This window comes from Paramylibacter ulvae (genome assembly GCF_014652655.1).
In the GTDB taxonomy this organism is placed as follows: domain Bacteria; phylum Pseudomonadota; class Alphaproteobacteria; order Rhodobacterales; family Rhodobacteraceae; genus Amylibacter; species Amylibacter ulvae.
The window spans coordinates 124,770-140,532 of sequence record NZ_BMZF01000002.1; the positions used below are offsets into that span (position 1 = coordinate 124,770).

A 15,763-nucleotide genomic window follows, 5' to 3' on the forward strand; every position below is an offset into this window, starting at 1 on the left:
CATTTTACAACACATGGAGGCTGACATGCCCTTTGACAAAGACATCGAATCAATCACTGACTTACGCGACACCGCAGGTGGTTCTTGGAATTCAATCGACCCAAGCAATGTTGCACGTATGCGTTTACAAAACCGCTTCAAAACCGGCTTGGATATTGCACAATACACAGCCGACGTTATGCGCGAAGACATGGATGCATATGACGCTGATTCATCTCAGTACACACAATCTTTGGGTTGCTGGCATGGTTTCATCGGTCAGCAAAAAATGATCGCGATCAAAAAACATTTTGGCACAACGAAACGCAAATACCTGTATTTGTCAGGTTGGATGATCGCCGCGTTGCGTTCTGAATTTGGCCCATTGCCAGATCAATCCATGCACGAGAAAACATCTGTTCCTGCCTTGATCGAAGAATTGTACACATTCTTGCGCCAAGCAGACGCACGTGAATTGGGTGGATTGTTTCGCGATTTGGACGCCGCACCAGATGCCGCTGCACGCGCAGAAGTACAATCAAAAATCGACAATTTCCAAACACATGTTGTGCCAATCATCGCCGACATCGACGCTGGTTTTGGTAACGCAGAAGCAACATACCTGTTGGCCAAGAAAATGATCGAAGCGGGTGCCTGTGCATTGCAAATCGAAAACCAAGTTTCCGATGAAAAACAATGTGGCCACCAAGACGGTAAAGTGACCGTTCCACACGAAGATTTCTTGCAAAAAATCCGTGCATGTCGTCACGCATTTTTGGAACTGGGCATCGACAACGGTATCATCGTTGCACGTACAGACAGCCTGGGCGCTGGCCTGACCAAACAAATCGCTTATTCAACAGAAGCGGGCGATTTGGGCGATCAATACAACAGCTTCCTTGATTGCGAAGAAGTGACCGTAGACACAATGGGCGACAACGACGTTGTTATCAAACGCGACGGCAAATTGATGCGTCCAAAGCGTTTGCCTTCAAACCTGTTCCAATTCAAAGCAGGCACAGGCGAAGCACGTTGTGTCCTGGATTCAATCACATCATTGCAAAATGGTGCAGACATGATCTGGATCGAAACAGAAAAACCGCATATCGCGCAAATCGGTGGCATGGTAAGCGAAATTCGTAAAACCGTTCCAAATGCGAAATTGGTTTACAACAACTCGCCATCATTCAACTGGACGCTGAACTTCCGTCAGCAAGTGTTCGACGCATGGACAGAAGAAGGCCGCGATGTATCCGCATATGATCGTGCGAACCTGATGTCATCTGCATATGACGCATCAGAATTGTCAGCAGAGGCAGACAAGCGCATTCAAACATTCCAAGCGGATTCATCACGCGAAGCGGGTATTTTCCATCACCTAATCACATTGCCAACGTACCATACTGCGGCATTGTCCACAGATAACTTGGCCAAAGAATACTTTGGTGATGCGGGTATGCTTGGTTATGTGGCGGGCGTTCAGCGTAAAGAAATCCGCCAAGGAATCGCATGTGTGAAACACCAAAATATGTCTGGTTCAGACATGGGTGACGATCACAAAGAATACTTTGCTGGTGAAGCGGCGCTGAAAGCGGGCGGTAAAGACAACACAATGAACCAATTCGGCTAATCCTAACATTGGCTGATTGACATGGGCTCGCGGGGAAACCTGCGGGCCTTTTACTTGGCGAATTGTTGCCGCTTGAAATTGACCGCCCTTGCGGCACTGCGCTCTTTGGTTAGTGTTTTGAAAAAACAACCAAAGGAAATTCGATGCAGTCCTTTTCACGCCGCACCACGCTCACACTTTGTCTTGCTGCACTGGCCAGTTGTGGTGGCTCGAAACCCAAGGCGAAACCGCCAGTGGTCGATAATATTCCACTTTATCCAAATGAAACACCCGAGCTGCGCCGCTTGATCAACAAATACGCCGAAATCTATGATGTGCCTGTGGGGCTGGTGCACCGTGTTGTAAAACGCGAAAGCACCCATAACCCCGCTGCGATCAATCGCCCATATTACGGATTGATGCAAATCCTGCCAGCCACCGCGAAATCCATGGGATATTCGGGTTCCCCGCAAGGATTGCTGGATGCAGAAACCAACCTGAAATATTCCGTGAAATATTTGCGCGGTGCATGGTTATTATCAGACGGAAGTTTTGATACCGCCGTTAAATGGTATTCACGCGGATATTATTACGAGGCAAAACGCCGTGGTATGTTGGTGGAAACGGGTTTGCGTTCGCAATAACCTTTATTGAAAATCAAACACGCTTAACCCCGTCACCATTTCATCCAATCCCAATGGGCGGGTGATCGGTGGTTCGGCGCGCGATAAACATGCGCTGCGCTCACACAAACGACAGGCGGGACCGACCAGCACCTTGTTCCCCGAACCAAATACGGTTTGATCCTGAAATTCCGCATCAAGCCCCAGCAAAAATGCGGTAAAACGTGGCCGCTCGCTTAACCCCAATTTAGGGCCTTTGATTGCCTTGCTGAGCGTGATGTATTGCTGGCCATTTGGCATTTCAACATTGTCTTTGATGGTCATGCGCGTTTGTGCAAATGCTGCGTAAACACCCAGTTTCGGACAGGCGCCACCAAATTCTGTATGAGGATAGCCCATCGCACCGCCGCGGCGCAACACGTTGCCCGCATGATCGGTTTCCATGAAAAAGAATGGCAAACCTTCCATATCTTTGCGCTGCAATGTGGTGGCACGATGTGCTGCCTGTGAAAATGAAACGGCAAAGCGGCTGGCGAGTTGATCAATTTCATATTTTCCACGCAGCGCCACGCGCCAAAACGCCTGATAGGGCATCATGATCGCTTGTGCCCCGTAACGCGCCAAATGGAATCGCGCCAAACGCTGTGCCTCGGCACTTTTTAGGTTCAGGCGTTTCATGTCTTCGTCAATTGCATCGCGCAGGACAATCATCGCTGCCTCCATCGCGACCTGTTCGACCTGATCAAAACTGCTGAGCCGATCGGCGATGAACAAACGCATGGTGTGTTTGTCAAAACGACGGAGCAGGTTTGGCATTACCTCTGATGGGACAAATTGCACCGCAATCCCGTGTTCGCGCTTGAACCAGTTTACCAAATTCGCCAGCAACAATGGCCCGTGTCCAATTTCCTTGGCGAATGCTTCTGCGGCCTCATCCGTGAAAGGGTAATAATTGGCGCGGGTTTCAACGGCCTCGTTAAATTCATCTGATGGCAAGCGCGCCTGATCAAGGCTGGTTAATTTACCCTCTTGCGCCAACAGATCCTTAAGATCGGTCAGCCGTTCTTGGGATTCGCGATAAGCGCGGTACAGTTTTATGACACCATTGGCCGCATTCGGCGCGGCCTCTGCCACCTCGAACAACTCTTCGGTTCCAGGAAGTTCACCGGCCAGCAATGCATCGGCAAATACTTCTTTTAATTCGGGTACTGCCCCGCCCGCATCGGTTTTCAATTCTTCCAAATTCAAATCATATTGGCCGCTGAGTTTCAGCAGTAATTGCACCGTCAACGGGCGCTGGTTGCGTTCAATCAGGTTCAGATAACTGGGCGAAATCCCAATTTCCTTGGCCATCGCCGTTTGGCTCAGCCCCAAAGAATTACGCAGTCGGCGAATACGGGGGCCAGCAAAGACCTTTTGTTCGGCCATGACAGAATCCTTTTACAAATTTACAAAAACGATTTTTACAATCTTTTACAATATTACACGAAAAACACCATATAAAACATTGTTTTAGTCGCGGCATATCGCGATTCGTGTAAATCTTGTCACAGAAACTAGAAAGGACGAAGCCATGTCTGCAGAAGTTAAAGAAACACCATCGGATAACACTGACCAAACGGATCAAGCCATCCGTATGCTCGCAAACGATTTACACCGCCTGAACCAATCGGTTGTACGCGCGGTCGAGGCTGGCGTGTCCGTGGAACTGATCCGTTCATCACGCCACCACAATGGCGATGGCAACTGGGGCGATTTGTTAATCCCAGTAATTACCCGCAAAGAATAAGAATACTTCGAGCCGGAATCGGAAACTGTTGTTCGAAGCAATTGACCCCAGTGGAAACGCTGGGGTCTTTTATTTTGATTGCCCAGAACCACCATTATTTCTATGGTTCCCGCAAAGACATATTATAGACGTATATTTTTAAGACCATTTCGCACATCATGGCAAAATGACTTGGTGATGCGAATTTAACTTTATTGACGAAAGCCGATTATGCTGCGCTCAATTCTTTTGATTTTTTCGGGCAATGCGTTTGGCTCGGTGATGTTGCTGGTGCGTAATTTGTTAATTGCCCGCCTGATCAGTGTCGAAGATTACGGTGTGGCGGCGACATTTGCCGTAACCATGGCCGTAATTGAAATGCTGACCACGATCGGGCTTCATCTGTTGGTGGTTCAGGCCGAAGACGGCGGCGATCCAGATGTTCAGGCCGGTTTGCAGGGGTTTCATTTGCTGCGCAGCGTTCTGTCCGCGCTCGTTTTATTTTTCAGCGCGGGATTTATTTCGGCATATCTAGAGGTGCCAGAAATCGCTTGGGCATATCGCACATTGGCGTTGCTGCCGTTGATATATGGGTTTTACCATTTCGATGTGTATCGCATGCAACGGCGGATGAATTATCTGCCCGAGATCCTCAGCCATACATCATCCGCGTTTTTCGCCGTGATCGTGGTTTTGCCGCTCTATTATATATTCGGTGATTTTCGCGTGATGCTGTTTTCGATATTGTTGCAAGACATCGTGATGGTCGGTGCATCGCATTATTTAGCCGAGCGCGCCTATCGTTTGTCGCTGGACAAAGCGTTGATTAAACGCGCATTGCTGTTTGGCTGGCCGCTGTTGATCAATAACATTCTGATGATTGGGGTTTTTCACGGCGAAAAAATAATTGTGGTGAGCGAATTTGGTATTGCCAGTTTTGCGCTCATTGCATTGGGTTACACATTAACACAGGCACCAACACAGTTATTATCGAAAACTGTGACCTCGTTTTTTGTGCCCCAGTTATCGTCGCGCAAAAATCAAGACGACGAATTTTCCCATATGTCGATGGCGTTTTTTCAATGCCAATTTATTCTTGCGGCCTGTTTCACATTGGGCGTGGTTGTAGTGGGGCCGTTCATGTTGGTTCTGCTGTTTGGTGACAAATACGCAGACCTGATCCCGCTGTTTATCTGGTTGGCGTTGTTGCAAGGGATTGCAATGGTCAAAATCGCCAGTACACAAATTTCCATTGCGCGCGCGTTCACTGGCAATGGCATGTGGGCCAATGTGGTGCGCGTGATTGCCCTGCCGTTTGCGTGGTATTACGCAAGCGTCACGGGCGAGGTCGTCACCGTGTTATGGATCGGGATTATTGGCGAAATCTTTAGCATGATCACATCACTATATATAATGTACAGACAGGTGAAAATTTCGATGCGTGCGATTTGGGTGCCGATGGGTTTGATGTTTTTGGCTATGGGCATGGCGATGGAATTCGCGCTGCAACAAACCGACATTTCCGATTATCACAACATTTTGTCACTGCCCGTGCTGGCGATGGCGGGTATCATCGTGGCATTGGTTTTTGTATCGAAAGATTTGCGCAGATATTTGGCAGCGCGTAATATCGTAAGTTATCAGGAATAACGGATTGCATCGATGACAGATGTCATTTTTACACGGACTCGCACCAAACCTGTGGAATTGCCACAGGGTGATACAGCTGTGCGTTCGGGTAAAAAATGGCCTGCACTGCCGGTATTTTTATATTTACTGTTCATCGCTCTGCCGTTCATGTTTGATATTGGAACGTTATCCATGACGTTTTTGCGGGTGATCCTGTTGGTCATGATTATCCCGTTATATGTCCGTTTGGCCTTGGGAAAATATGGCAGGGTCAATTTGGTCGACATCCTCTTTTTCCTTTATATCATTTGGGCGGGTTTGTGCTTGCAGATTAACAACCCAGATCGTGCCGTGGAATTTTTGGGATCGAACGCGCTTGATTTTCTGGGCGGGTATATGTTGACCCGCGCCTATATCCGTAATCGCGAGGAATATATCGCGTTTCAGCGCATGTTGATTGTGATGGTGGTCTGCACCGTGCCCTTTGCTATTTATGAAGCGATCACCGCCACCGCTCCGATCACCGAAATAATCAACAAAATCCCAGGATTCAAAAGCCATCCAGATTTCTGGAATATCATTAATGAGCGGCGCATGGGAATTATGCGCACACAGGTGATTTTCCAGCACCCGATTCATTATGGCCTGTTTTGTTCCACAATTTTTGCGTTGGCATATGTGGGAACCAAAGGGATTTATTCCGATACAAAACGTATCTTTATCTGTTGTGCCATTGGGTTGGGCGTTGTTTTGTCTGTATCCAGTGCACCGCTGCTGGGCATTGCGTTTCAATGTGGGTTGATTGCATGGGCGCTTATTTTTCGTGATGTACCGCGCCGCTGGTTGATCCTGACCACACTATTTGTGGTCTGTTATGTTGTGGTTGATTTGTTATCAAACCGCACCCCGATCAAGGTTTTGATCAGCTATCTGACTTTTTCCGCCCATTCGGGATATTGGCGCGTGTTGATTTTTGAATGGGGCGTTGTGAACGTTATCAACAATCCAATCTTTGGAATCGGGTTAAATGATTGGGTGCGCCCATCATGGATGCATGACGATAGCGTCGATAATTTCTGGCTGTTGAATGCAATGCGTTATGGGATCCCCGGTTTGATCCTTATTTCTGTACCGTATTTCTACGCACTGTTTCGTATTGGGCTTCGCAATTTCGATGGTGACCGTGAATTGTGGTTGCTACGACGTGGTTGGGTAATGAGCTTTGCTGGCATGACGTTTGCATTATGCACGGTGCATATTTGGGAAACGGTATATTCGTTTACGTTCCTATTGTTTGGGGCAGGCATGTGGATGATGACGGCCAAACCAAAGGGCAGCGTTGATAAGCCGCTGCGCGATAACAGTGGTTATCACCGCGCCAACACCCCACAAACGGATGTAAGCCGCGCCGATCACGGATATTCACGCCATGCAGGTGGAAAAACAGCGGATAATCCGGTTACCACCCGTGCCAGTGAAACGCCATTTGCGCGTAAGAATCTGAAAAACACCGCACGAAAACAGCGTTAGGATATGATTCTCTACTTTTCTCAACTGTGATTTTTATCACTTTTTACTTGAAATAACTGTGATCTATTTGCAATTATTGGGATAAGCGCGGTTTGCGATATCATGCGTAAAATTGCGTTTTTGTACCATTATTGCCCCAAAAGCCAATATTTTGACTTTGAGCTAAGCAACTTGCCGCTTAGATTGCCATGCTTTGTTTATGGTTTGTTCAAAATTGCACTCATAAATATAGCAAATGATAACCTTTTGTAAACATTGGATAAAATTAAAGTGACCTTAAGTCACCTTGATTCACAGATACACAAATCGCGCATGATCAAAGTATTTCCAAGTAGATTCATAAACACAATTTAGGCATTTTCTTGCCCCAACAAAATGCAGCCTTTGATTGAGGGGTGTTTTGGAAACAGACCTTGTGTAGATAACTTTCGCAATAACACACGCAACAACAAACAAGGTGCTTACGGGAATGGCTAGGATTGATGTTTCGAATGCGTCGCAGCTGAATGCGGCTTTATCTAGTGCGAATAGTGGGGATACGATTGTCCTCGCCGCGGGTAATTATGGTAATGTAAATATTAACAGCAAAGACTTTGGTTCAGGTGTCACCATCACCTCTGCCAGTAACAATAACCCCGCGAATTTTTCAGGTTTAACAATCAACAACGTGGACGGGCTCACGCTTGATAACGTTTTGTTGGATTACACATATTCAAACGGGCATCAGCTCCATCAACAACCGTTTCGCATTACAAACAGTAGCAATGTCGAAATCGTAAATTCCGAAATCAGCGGCGATACAGCGCCTGGTTCGGGTGTTGGCACAGCCTATGGCTTGGTTGTGAATGATTCAGATAACGTCACTGTTGAAAACACAGAAATTCACACGTTTTTCCGTGGTGCAGTTTTTGAACGCGTTGATAATTTGAACGTGATCGAAAACGATGTGCACAGCATCCGTTCCGACGGTATGGATTACGCGCAAGTGACAAATGTTTTGATCGAAGGAAACTATTTCCACGATTTCGATGCGGAACAAAACACAGCCGATCACCGCGACATGATCCAGTTCTGGACAACAAACACATCCGCCCCCAGTGCGAACGTGACCATCCGTGGCAACAATTTCGACATTGGCGACGGGTCTTGGACAGAATCCATTTTCATTCATAACGAACGGGTCACCAACGAAGGTGCTGGTCAATCAATGTATTACCAGAACTTTTTGATCGAAAATAACACGATCTATAATGCGCATTATCACGGTATTACTGTTGGTGCGACTGACGGTTTGACCATCCGCAACAACACCGTATTGCAAGCCGTGGGTGATCCAAACGCAACGGGCAACCCTGGTCGTGACCCGGGCGTAACTGTGCCACATATCCACCTGATTGATCGTCCACAAAACGTGACAATCACAGGCAACGTCACCAATGGGATTACGGCGGATTACGGATTGAACGGGCATAATGTATCGGGCAATGTGATCATTGATCCACGCAATTACGATGATTATTTCACGGCTGGTTCTTTGAACGCTGGTTCACCACACAGCTTTATTCCAATCACAGGAAGTGCGGTTGATGGCGTTGGCGCAACAGTCGAAGAACCTGTTGTTGATCCGGGCGAACCTGATGACAACGGCAATTTGAACATCGAAGGCAATTCACGCGATAACGTTTTGACCGGTGATGTAGGTGCGGATCGCATTCGTGGCAATGACGGTGATGACGTTTTATATGGTGGCGAAGGCCGCGATCGTCTGGATGGCGGTGATGGCGATGATATGCTGTACGCTGGTGCGAACACCGTGAACAACAGCGCGGAATATCTGCGCGGTCGTGATGGTGATGACACTTATATGATCACCAAAAGCGATAACCACACCACGATTTTGGATGAAACCGAAGACAGCGGATATGACCGTATCGTGTTTAGCGATTTCAATCTTGATGGTTTCAACGAAATCAGCGTCAACAGCGCAGAAAACATGGTTTTCGCATTCACGAACGAGGCGGATGACAGCGCGAAAATCGTTGTGCGCAACTTTGATTGTATCGAAGAATTGGAATTCGCAGACGGCACCGTGTTAACCAACGGCAATACGTTGAACGATATCAATGGCGATAATTTCTTGTTTGGCACAAACGAAGCAGACAGCCTGCGCGGACGTGACGGCAATGACCTGTTGATTGGTGGCGATGGTCGCGACAATCTGAACGGTGGCGATGGGGACGATATCTTGTCCGCAGGTGGTAACACCGATGGCCGCTCTGCCAGTGAATATCTGCGTGGTCTTGACGGTGACGATACATATATCATCACCCATGATGATTACCGCCCCTATATCACGGGTGAATCAAACACCAATGCGGGTGGTCACGATGTGATCCGTTTCCAAGATTTCGACATCGACGACTTTGATCGGATCTGGATTGATAACAACAACCGCCTGAATTTCAGCTTTGACAATGCACATGATCAAGAGGGTCGTTTGACCGTATCATCCCATAACAACATCGAAGAATTTGTATTCGCCGATGGTACCGTGGTGACTGATTGGCACGATCTGGTTTAAATAACACATATGTGACGCGGCAATTACGGTGCTGCGTCACATAATCCATTAAAAACGCCTAGGCGAAACCGCCAGTTGGTGTATCCTGTGAACAGCTTCAACATTATTGAAGGTGTCATATGACCAATTTCAACGTTTCAAACCCAAATGAATTAAAATCAGCGCTCAGTGGCGCAAAATCTGGCGATACAATTTCCCTATCTGGTGGCGATTATGGCGGGCTGTATTTAAATGGCGCCAAGTTTTCGCAACCGATCACCATAAAATCCGCCAATGTGAAATCCCCCGCAAAATTTTCCGAAATGGTGCTGGATGGGGTGAGCGGCATCAGCTTGCAAAGCCTGATTTTTGATTATGATCATTCATCGGGCGATGATTATTACATCCAACCCTTCACCGTGCGAAACAGCAAGAACGTATCGCTTTATAATAGCATCGTTGACGGTGATACCGACCCGCGCACAGGTGTTGGCACGGGGCACGGGCTTCAGCTGGAAAATAACGATGGGTTGGTGATTGCCAACAATCAGATTTCCAAGTTTTTCCGCGGGATGGTGACATTGAACAGCGATAACGTCACGGTCAAGGGCAACAATGTGCATGCCATCCGATCCGACGGTATGGATTTTGCACAGGTGCAAAACACGTTGATCACGCAAAACTATTTCCACGATTTCGCAGCAGAGCGAAATACGGACGATCACCGCGATATGATCCAGTTTTGGACAACCAACACCACAAAACCGAGCGCAAATGTCACCATCAAGGGCAATACATTTGACATCGGAAACGGTTCATGGACGCAAAGCCTGTTTATCTACAACGAACGGGTCAGCAATGATGGCGCGGGTTCCAACATGTTTTACAAGAATTTCGTGATCGAAGATAACGTGATTTATAACTATCACCTGCATGGCATTACCGTGGGGCCAACCAATGGTTTAACCATTCGCAACAACACGGTGTTACGCGCCAATGGCAACCCGCGTGCCGAAGGAAACGCAGAACAACAAGGCGATGTGACTGTGCCGATTATCCTTGTTTACGATGGATCCAAAAACGTGACGGTGACAGGAAACCTTGCCAATGATGTGCAAGGATTCAAGGGGCAGTCGGGCTGGCGGTTTGATAATAACATCACCATTTCACCCAACGGTTATGGCAAATATTTCACGCAACAATCCCTGAAATCAGGTGCGCCGCATAAATACACCCCCCTGCCCGACAGCGGGATCAGCGGATATGGCGCGAAAAATTCCGGTGGTGGTGAAATGAATGATACGCTTGGCCTGCGCACATGGATTGTGCCCGATATGCCCGCAACAACCGCCACATGCACCCATGCGTTCACGCAAACACCCATAATGGATGCTTGCGTTGATTTACCGTTGTGATTTAGGCGAAATATTCACCCACCAATTCACGGGTTGATCGAATATTTGTACGGCTGGATGCGCCAAACACCATGGATTCAATGTTGGGCACCTGTGACAGCCATTCAATTGCTTCGCGCGGCGCAATCGCACCAGATGCATAAACCGACATCGCAATGGCACGTAGTTTTTCGTTTTCAAGGATTTCCTTGTAACGATCAAAACCACCGCATGTGCGAAACCCGATTTTATTGATGTTTGAACAAATAATCGGGTTTTCAATGCCCAACCCATCCAGCGTTTCAAACAGCATCGGCATGTTCATGGTAATAAACCCAGGTTCTGCGTCATAGTTTTCCAAAACATGATCGTGAAAGATTTTAAACGCATCTTTCATTCCCATACCCAGCAACAAATCAACGATAACATTTTGGAGGAAAATCACCGGCGTTTGCACGCCTTGGAACATTTTCATTTCCACATCGACCAAGATTTTGATGATACCCTCGATATCCTTGGTCGCCAATGACACGCTGCCGCGCAGCGCGGTTTTCAACAAACCATCATCAGGCATGAAATGCGTCAGCGCCCCCATCATCCCGTGATCCGTCACCGCATTGGCGTATTTATGGGCATAGGGCATACAGGGAAAAAATTTGAAATCGGGGTATTTATCGGGATTGGCGCGCACGTGATCACAGACCAGCGCGATGCGATCATGCGTGGTGCACATAAATGTTTTCACCCCTTCGTCATAGGCCGCATCCAACACCGAAATCACGTTTTCAATATTTTGAAACCGCATGGATTGCGCGCGTGCCTTTTCTTCGGACATGTGGTTGATGCCAAAAAACTGATTATCGCCGAACAGAAGTTTATCCATGTCTCTATCTCCCCAACCAGCTGCGTTTTTTCTTGGCCACCAGCGGTGCGGCGCGTTTTGTTGTTGGGGCGGATTGGTGATCGGTGATCATCATCGCCATTGTGCGGTCGGTTTGGGTAGCGGATGCAAAATCATTCACAGGATTGCCACCATCACCCACCACGGCCGATATGAAATCATACATCTGTGCGGAATATTCTTCGCCGCGCAGATAAAATGCCACCTCTTGGGTTAAATCGGTGGTGTAACGCACATTCCAACCCTGTTCGTATTCGGGCAATGTATCGTTGGTTTCGCGCAGATATGTTTGGCATTCTTGGCGATCGGCGTTGATGCGCCCCTTGGTGCCCGTGATTGAAATCTTGGTGCTCATCTTGCGATAGGATTCATCGGACCAGTTCACCGAAACATGTGCGGATGTTCCATCATTCCATGTGAGTGTTGAATAAACCTCGTCATCCGTATCGGCGGAAAAAATTGGGGCAAGGATTGTGCCATCTGCGCGATCAGGTTCGCCAAAATACCAGTTCAACAAATTGATCGGGTGTGCTGCGTAATCGTATAAACAGCCCCCACCCTCTGCCCGATCTGTGCGCCAAGTTTTACCCTTGGGTTTTAGGATCACAGGGCCATAGGCCTCTGCCAGAATATGGGTCACGGTGCCAATTGCGCCGCTGTCGATGATGCGTTTCATTTCCTGAAACGCACCCACATAGCGATAATGATAACCCACCTGTGTGATCAAACCCTTGTCCGCGGCCAATTTCGCCAATGCGGCGGATTCCGCTGGGTCCAGACAAAACGGTTTTTCACAAAACACATGCAACCCTTTTTCAAGCGCTGCGCGCACCATTGGTGCATGCAATCGCGATGGGGTGGCGATGATGACGGCGGCTAAATCCTCTTTTTCCAACATCGTGTCGAATGATTTATACGCGGTACAGCCCGTGTATTTTTTGATCGTATCCAGCATATAGCCAGACGCATCACAAATAATAATTTCTGCGCGTGGATCAGCATTGGCAATCGAAAAATGCGATATGCCCATTTTGCCCAATCCGACGAGTCCGATTTTGGTCATTTCAAATCCTATTTTAAAATTGCGTCGCGCAACCGATCCGTGAATGCGGAATCGGCGTATTGCGTGAATAATTCATTACCCTTTTCACCGTTGATCAGCGCATAATCCACCATTCCACCCAATTCGGCGTGATGATCAGCGATGAAAACCCCTGGTTTTTTGCGCAGCCAATTTGCCGTTGCCACCTGATGATCGGTGGTATGTTCGCCCTTGGATTTAATCCGCGGGATCATCACAATCGGCACACCAAAACGCCCCGCTGTAATCACCGAACCCATGCCCGCATGGGACACCACCAAATCGGCGGTGCGCACGGTTTCGCTAAATTCTGCTTGGCTGTATTTGCGCACATATTCCATATGTTCTGGAATATAGCTGCCGGTGCCGATCTGGCATTTCACCTGTTGTTCGGGATGGTCTTTGGCCCATGCATCCATTGTTTGGATCAAACGATCAAACGGAAACATGGTGCCGATGGTGACAAATATCATAAAACCGCCCCCCAATAATGCGGGCCTTTTTCGTCATCTGCCAGATGTTCCCATTGGGTCAACCACACATCGGCCACGCGCCCCGCCTGTGATCCTGATGTGGACAGGCGTTCGGCATTGGCAATGGAATCAATCCAGATGGTTTTGCATCGGAAAAGCTTTTTCCCAAGCCCAAGCGCCATTAGTGCCGGTGCCGACCCCGTGGTGATAATAACATCTGGGCGTTCTTTCCACAGGATGCGCAACAGTTGCAAAATCACGCGAATGAATTGCAGTTTTTGTTTACGTGATGCTTCGCTGATGACGTAATAACGATGATCGGGCACATCGCTGGCCGATGTTGGATCAAGGCTTACGAAAAAGACATTGCTGTCGATATAGGCAGGGCGCAGTCGCAAGAGCTGAACCCAATGGCCACCCCCTGACGCAATCGCCATGACCTTTTTGTCGTGAAGTTTTTCCACAATAAAATCAATCTGTAAATTTTTTCAAAATGCTCGATCACAGCCTAGGACGATTCCCACCACCTGTCACCAGAAATTCGAAATTAAGTGATATTGGTCACTAAAATTTAAACTTTGTTTTCGCGGGTATCTGTGTTTTCAATGATTTGGGACTTGGGGATTACGCAATGCAACGATTAGCGCCACTTCAAACGATCACACATGGAAATGGAGTGCGGGCCTTGGTGTTTGATTTGGATGCGTATAAATCTGATGCGGCAATTTATGATGGCGCATTTGCGATGCTGGATAAAACCGAAACCGCGCGCGCCAATCGTTTTCATTTTGATCGCCACCGTGATCGGTTTGTTATTGGGCGTGCAATTCTGCGCCAACACATTGGTGCGATCACGGGCGATGCACCCCAATCCGTTGTTTTTGATTACGGTGAAAACGACAAACCCGCCCTGCGCGGTGGAGGTGTTGAATTCAACCTCAGCCATTCAAAACATGCCGCCGTTTTGGCCATATCCGAAACCGCGCCAATTGGGGTGGATGTTGAATTGTTGGATCGGCGCGTCAAACCAGCCGAGCTTGCGCGTAATGTATTCACGCAATCAGAATGTGATGTGCTGGATCAACTTGATGAATCCGCACAGCGCCAGTGTTTCTTTGATTTTTGGACAGCCAAAGAAGCGGCAATGAAATTAACGGGGCAAGGCATGTCCCTGCCCCCAAAATCAATTTCTCTCTTGCTTGAAAATCAACGCCCCACAGGTGCGCATTTGGCGCAAGGGGATGTTACATTTAACTATCTTGCAATTGATGCGTTCGATTGCCAATGCTGTGTGGCACAGTTTGATTAACCGGCTTACGCTTGGTTGGACCAAACAGATAAAACAACACCAGCATCAAAATGAAATACACAATCGCATAGGCCCAATAGGTTGGAATCCCCCCCGATGTCGGTGACACAGGGAATACCAACAACATCGAGTTTAACATGAACTGTAACAACCAAACACAGATCCCGCTTTTGGTATGGGCATAAACAAATGCACACATCCCCGCCGCGGCCATCATGTTTAATGTCAACGCACCCAATGGCAGACCGGGAATGATTGAAATACCAATAAACACAATTGGGAACCACCAAAGCGACCAGAAAATACCAACGATCATTGCGGCATTAAAAATCGACATGTCCTTTTGCAATTGGCGCACGGCATAGCTGACCCAAACGATTTCACCGATAAAGGCCCAAATCAATAAAGTGAACCACATCCAGGCGCTGTTCATCACAGCAAAGCTAATGGTAATTTCGGACAATCCGTTGCCGTTCAAAATGCCTTTGCCCAACAACACCAGACAGCACACAAATGCCGCCCAGCCCAGTGCAAAGACATACCACAATATGTTGACGCGCCAATTTAACATCGGGCGCAATAATTCGGTGATACCGCCAAATCCGCGCGTGATCATCACCAGAACAAATAACGCGCCACCCAACAGGAAAAACCGCCCGTGACGATAAATGCTCATGGGATAGTTTTCTTCGCCACCCGCACTTTCAATGCCCGCGGCAACCCATTCAACAAAGGCCCAGTTTAAAATCGGAATGAGCAGTAAAAACACCCAAACTTCGTTTTTTCGAATAAATTGCATTTTTCTAATTCCACAACTTTTTGTTACTTTGATTTTATAAAATCTCGATAATAATAAACATAAGAATCAATCAAAAATGATGTGATTCATCACTGTATTACCAAATAC

General features: G+C 47.7%; 14 protein-coding genes. 8 read left to right on the forward strand and 6 right to left on the reverse strand.

Going from position 1 to position 15,763, the window contains the following annotated elements:
* Nucleotides 1–25: 25 nt before the first annotated feature.
* Together IE094_RS05425 and IE094_RS05430 are read left to right on the forward strand one after the other, a co-directional pair.
* On the forward strand, nucleotides 26–1,609 hold the full coding sequence (locus IE094_RS05425; protein WP_189639570.1) for an isocitrate lyase: 1,584 nt from the start codon (nucleotides 26–28) through the stop codon (nucleotides 1,607–1,609).
* Between the two features lie 143 nt (nucleotides 1,610–1,752).
* Nucleotides 1,753–2,232: a lytic transglycosylase domain-containing protein gene (locus IE094_RS05430; RefSeq protein ID WP_189639571.1), complete on the forward strand. Its 480-nt coding sequence runs from the start codon at nucleotides 1,753–1,755 to the stop codon at nucleotides 2,230–2,232.
* A 3-nt stretch (nucleotides 2,233–2,235) separates the two neighbouring features.
* On the opposite strand, the gene IE094_RS05435 is transcribed toward IE094_RS05430, so the two are convergent.
* Nucleotides 2,236–3,639, reverse strand: coding sequence for a helix-turn-helix domain-containing protein (locus IE094_RS05435; protein WP_189639572.1), 1,404 nt, complete (start codon nucleotides 3,637–3,639; stop codon nucleotides 2,236–2,238).
* Nucleotides 3,640–3,784: 145 nt separating this feature from the next.
* Between IE094_RS05435 and IE094_RS05440 the strand changes: the two genes are divergently transcribed.
* The 5 genes from IE094_RS05440 (at nucleotide 3,785) to IE094_RS05460 (ending at nucleotide 11,113) form a co-directional block, all read left to right on the forward strand.
* The gene (locus tag IE094_RS05440) at nucleotides 3,785–4,000 is read left to right on the forward strand and encodes an SMc00767 family acetate metabolism repressor (protein ID WP_189639573.1); all 216 of its coding nucleotides are present in this window, start codon (nucleotides 3,785–3,787) and stop codon (nucleotides 3,998–4,000) included.
* 210 nt (nucleotides 4,001–4,210) lie between these two features.
* Complete coding sequence (locus IE094_RS05445) at nucleotides 4,211–5,629, forward strand: oligosaccharide flippase family protein (RefSeq protein WP_189639574.1); 1,419 nt, start codon at nucleotides 4,211–4,213, stop codon at nucleotides 5,627–5,629.
* Between the two features lie 12 nt (nucleotides 5,630–5,641).
* Nucleotides 5,642–7,138 (forward strand): O-antigen ligase family protein, encoded by a 1,497-nt coding sequence (locus tag IE094_RS05450; protein ID WP_189639575.1) that lies wholly within the window; start codon nucleotides 5,642–5,644, stop codon nucleotides 7,136–7,138.
* A gap of 469 nt (nucleotides 7,139–7,607) precedes the next feature.
* Nucleotides 7,608–9,719 (forward strand): right-handed parallel beta-helix repeat-containing protein, encoded by a 2,112-nt coding sequence (locus IE094_RS15595; protein WP_189639576.1) that lies wholly within the window; start codon nucleotides 7,608–7,610, stop codon nucleotides 9,717–9,719.
* A gap of 119 nt (nucleotides 9,720–9,838) precedes the next feature.
* Nucleotides 9,839–11,113 (forward strand): right-handed parallel beta-helix repeat-containing protein, encoded by a 1,275-nt coding sequence (locus tag IE094_RS05460; protein ID WP_189639577.1) that lies wholly within the window; start codon nucleotides 9,839–9,841, stop codon nucleotides 11,111–11,113.
* Nucleotide 11,114: 1 nt separating this feature from the next.
* Here the strand turns inward: IE094_RS05460 and IE094_RS05465 are convergent, their stop codons facing one another.
* Genes IE094_RS05465 through IE094_RS05480 form a run of 4 tightly spaced genes read right to left on the reverse strand, consistent with a single transcriptional unit; the run spans nucleotide 11,115 to nucleotide 14,011 of the window.
* Complete coding sequence (locus IE094_RS05465; protein WP_189639578.1) at nucleotides 11,115–11,975, reverse strand: hypothetical protein; 861 nt, start codon at nucleotides 11,973–11,975, stop codon at nucleotides 11,115–11,117.
* 4 nt (nucleotides 11,976–11,979) lie between these two features.
* Complete coding sequence (locus IE094_RS05470; protein WP_189639579.1) at nucleotides 11,980–13,056, reverse strand: Gfo/Idh/MocA family protein; 1,077 nt, start codon at nucleotides 13,054–13,056, stop codon at nucleotides 11,980–11,982.
* A gap of 8 nt (nucleotides 13,057–13,064) precedes the next feature.
* The gene (locus IE094_RS05475; protein ID WP_099591253.1) at nucleotides 13,065–13,547 is read right to left on the reverse strand and encodes a glycosyltransferase; all 483 of its coding nucleotides are present in this window, start codon (nucleotides 13,545–13,547) and stop codon (nucleotides 13,065–13,067) included.
* Entirely contained in the window at nucleotides 13,544–14,011 is a 468-nt protein-coding gene (locus IE094_RS05480) for a glycosyltransferase family protein (RefSeq protein ID WP_205661330.1), read from the reverse strand. The genes IE094_RS05475 and IE094_RS05480 overlap by 4 nt, the downstream gene beginning before the upstream one ends.
* Nucleotides 14,012–14,178: 167 nt before the next feature.
* Between IE094_RS05480 and IE094_RS05485 the strand changes: the two genes are divergently transcribed.
* Nucleotides 14,179–14,856 carry a 4'-phosphopantetheinyl transferase family protein gene (locus IE094_RS05485; RefSeq protein WP_189639580.1) on the forward strand — a complete coding sequence of 226 codons (678 nt, stop codon included), beginning with the start codon at nucleotides 14,179–14,181 and terminating at the stop codon, nucleotides 14,854–14,856.
* Here the strand turns inward: IE094_RS05485 and IE094_RS05490 are convergent.
* Nucleotides 14,798–15,655, reverse strand: coding sequence for a hypothetical protein (locus IE094_RS05490; protein WP_189639581.1), 858 nt, complete (start codon nucleotides 15,653–15,655; stop codon nucleotides 14,798–14,800). The genes IE094_RS05485 and IE094_RS05490 overlap by 59 nt on opposite strands.
* Nucleotides 15,656–15,763 lie beyond the last annotated feature (108 nt).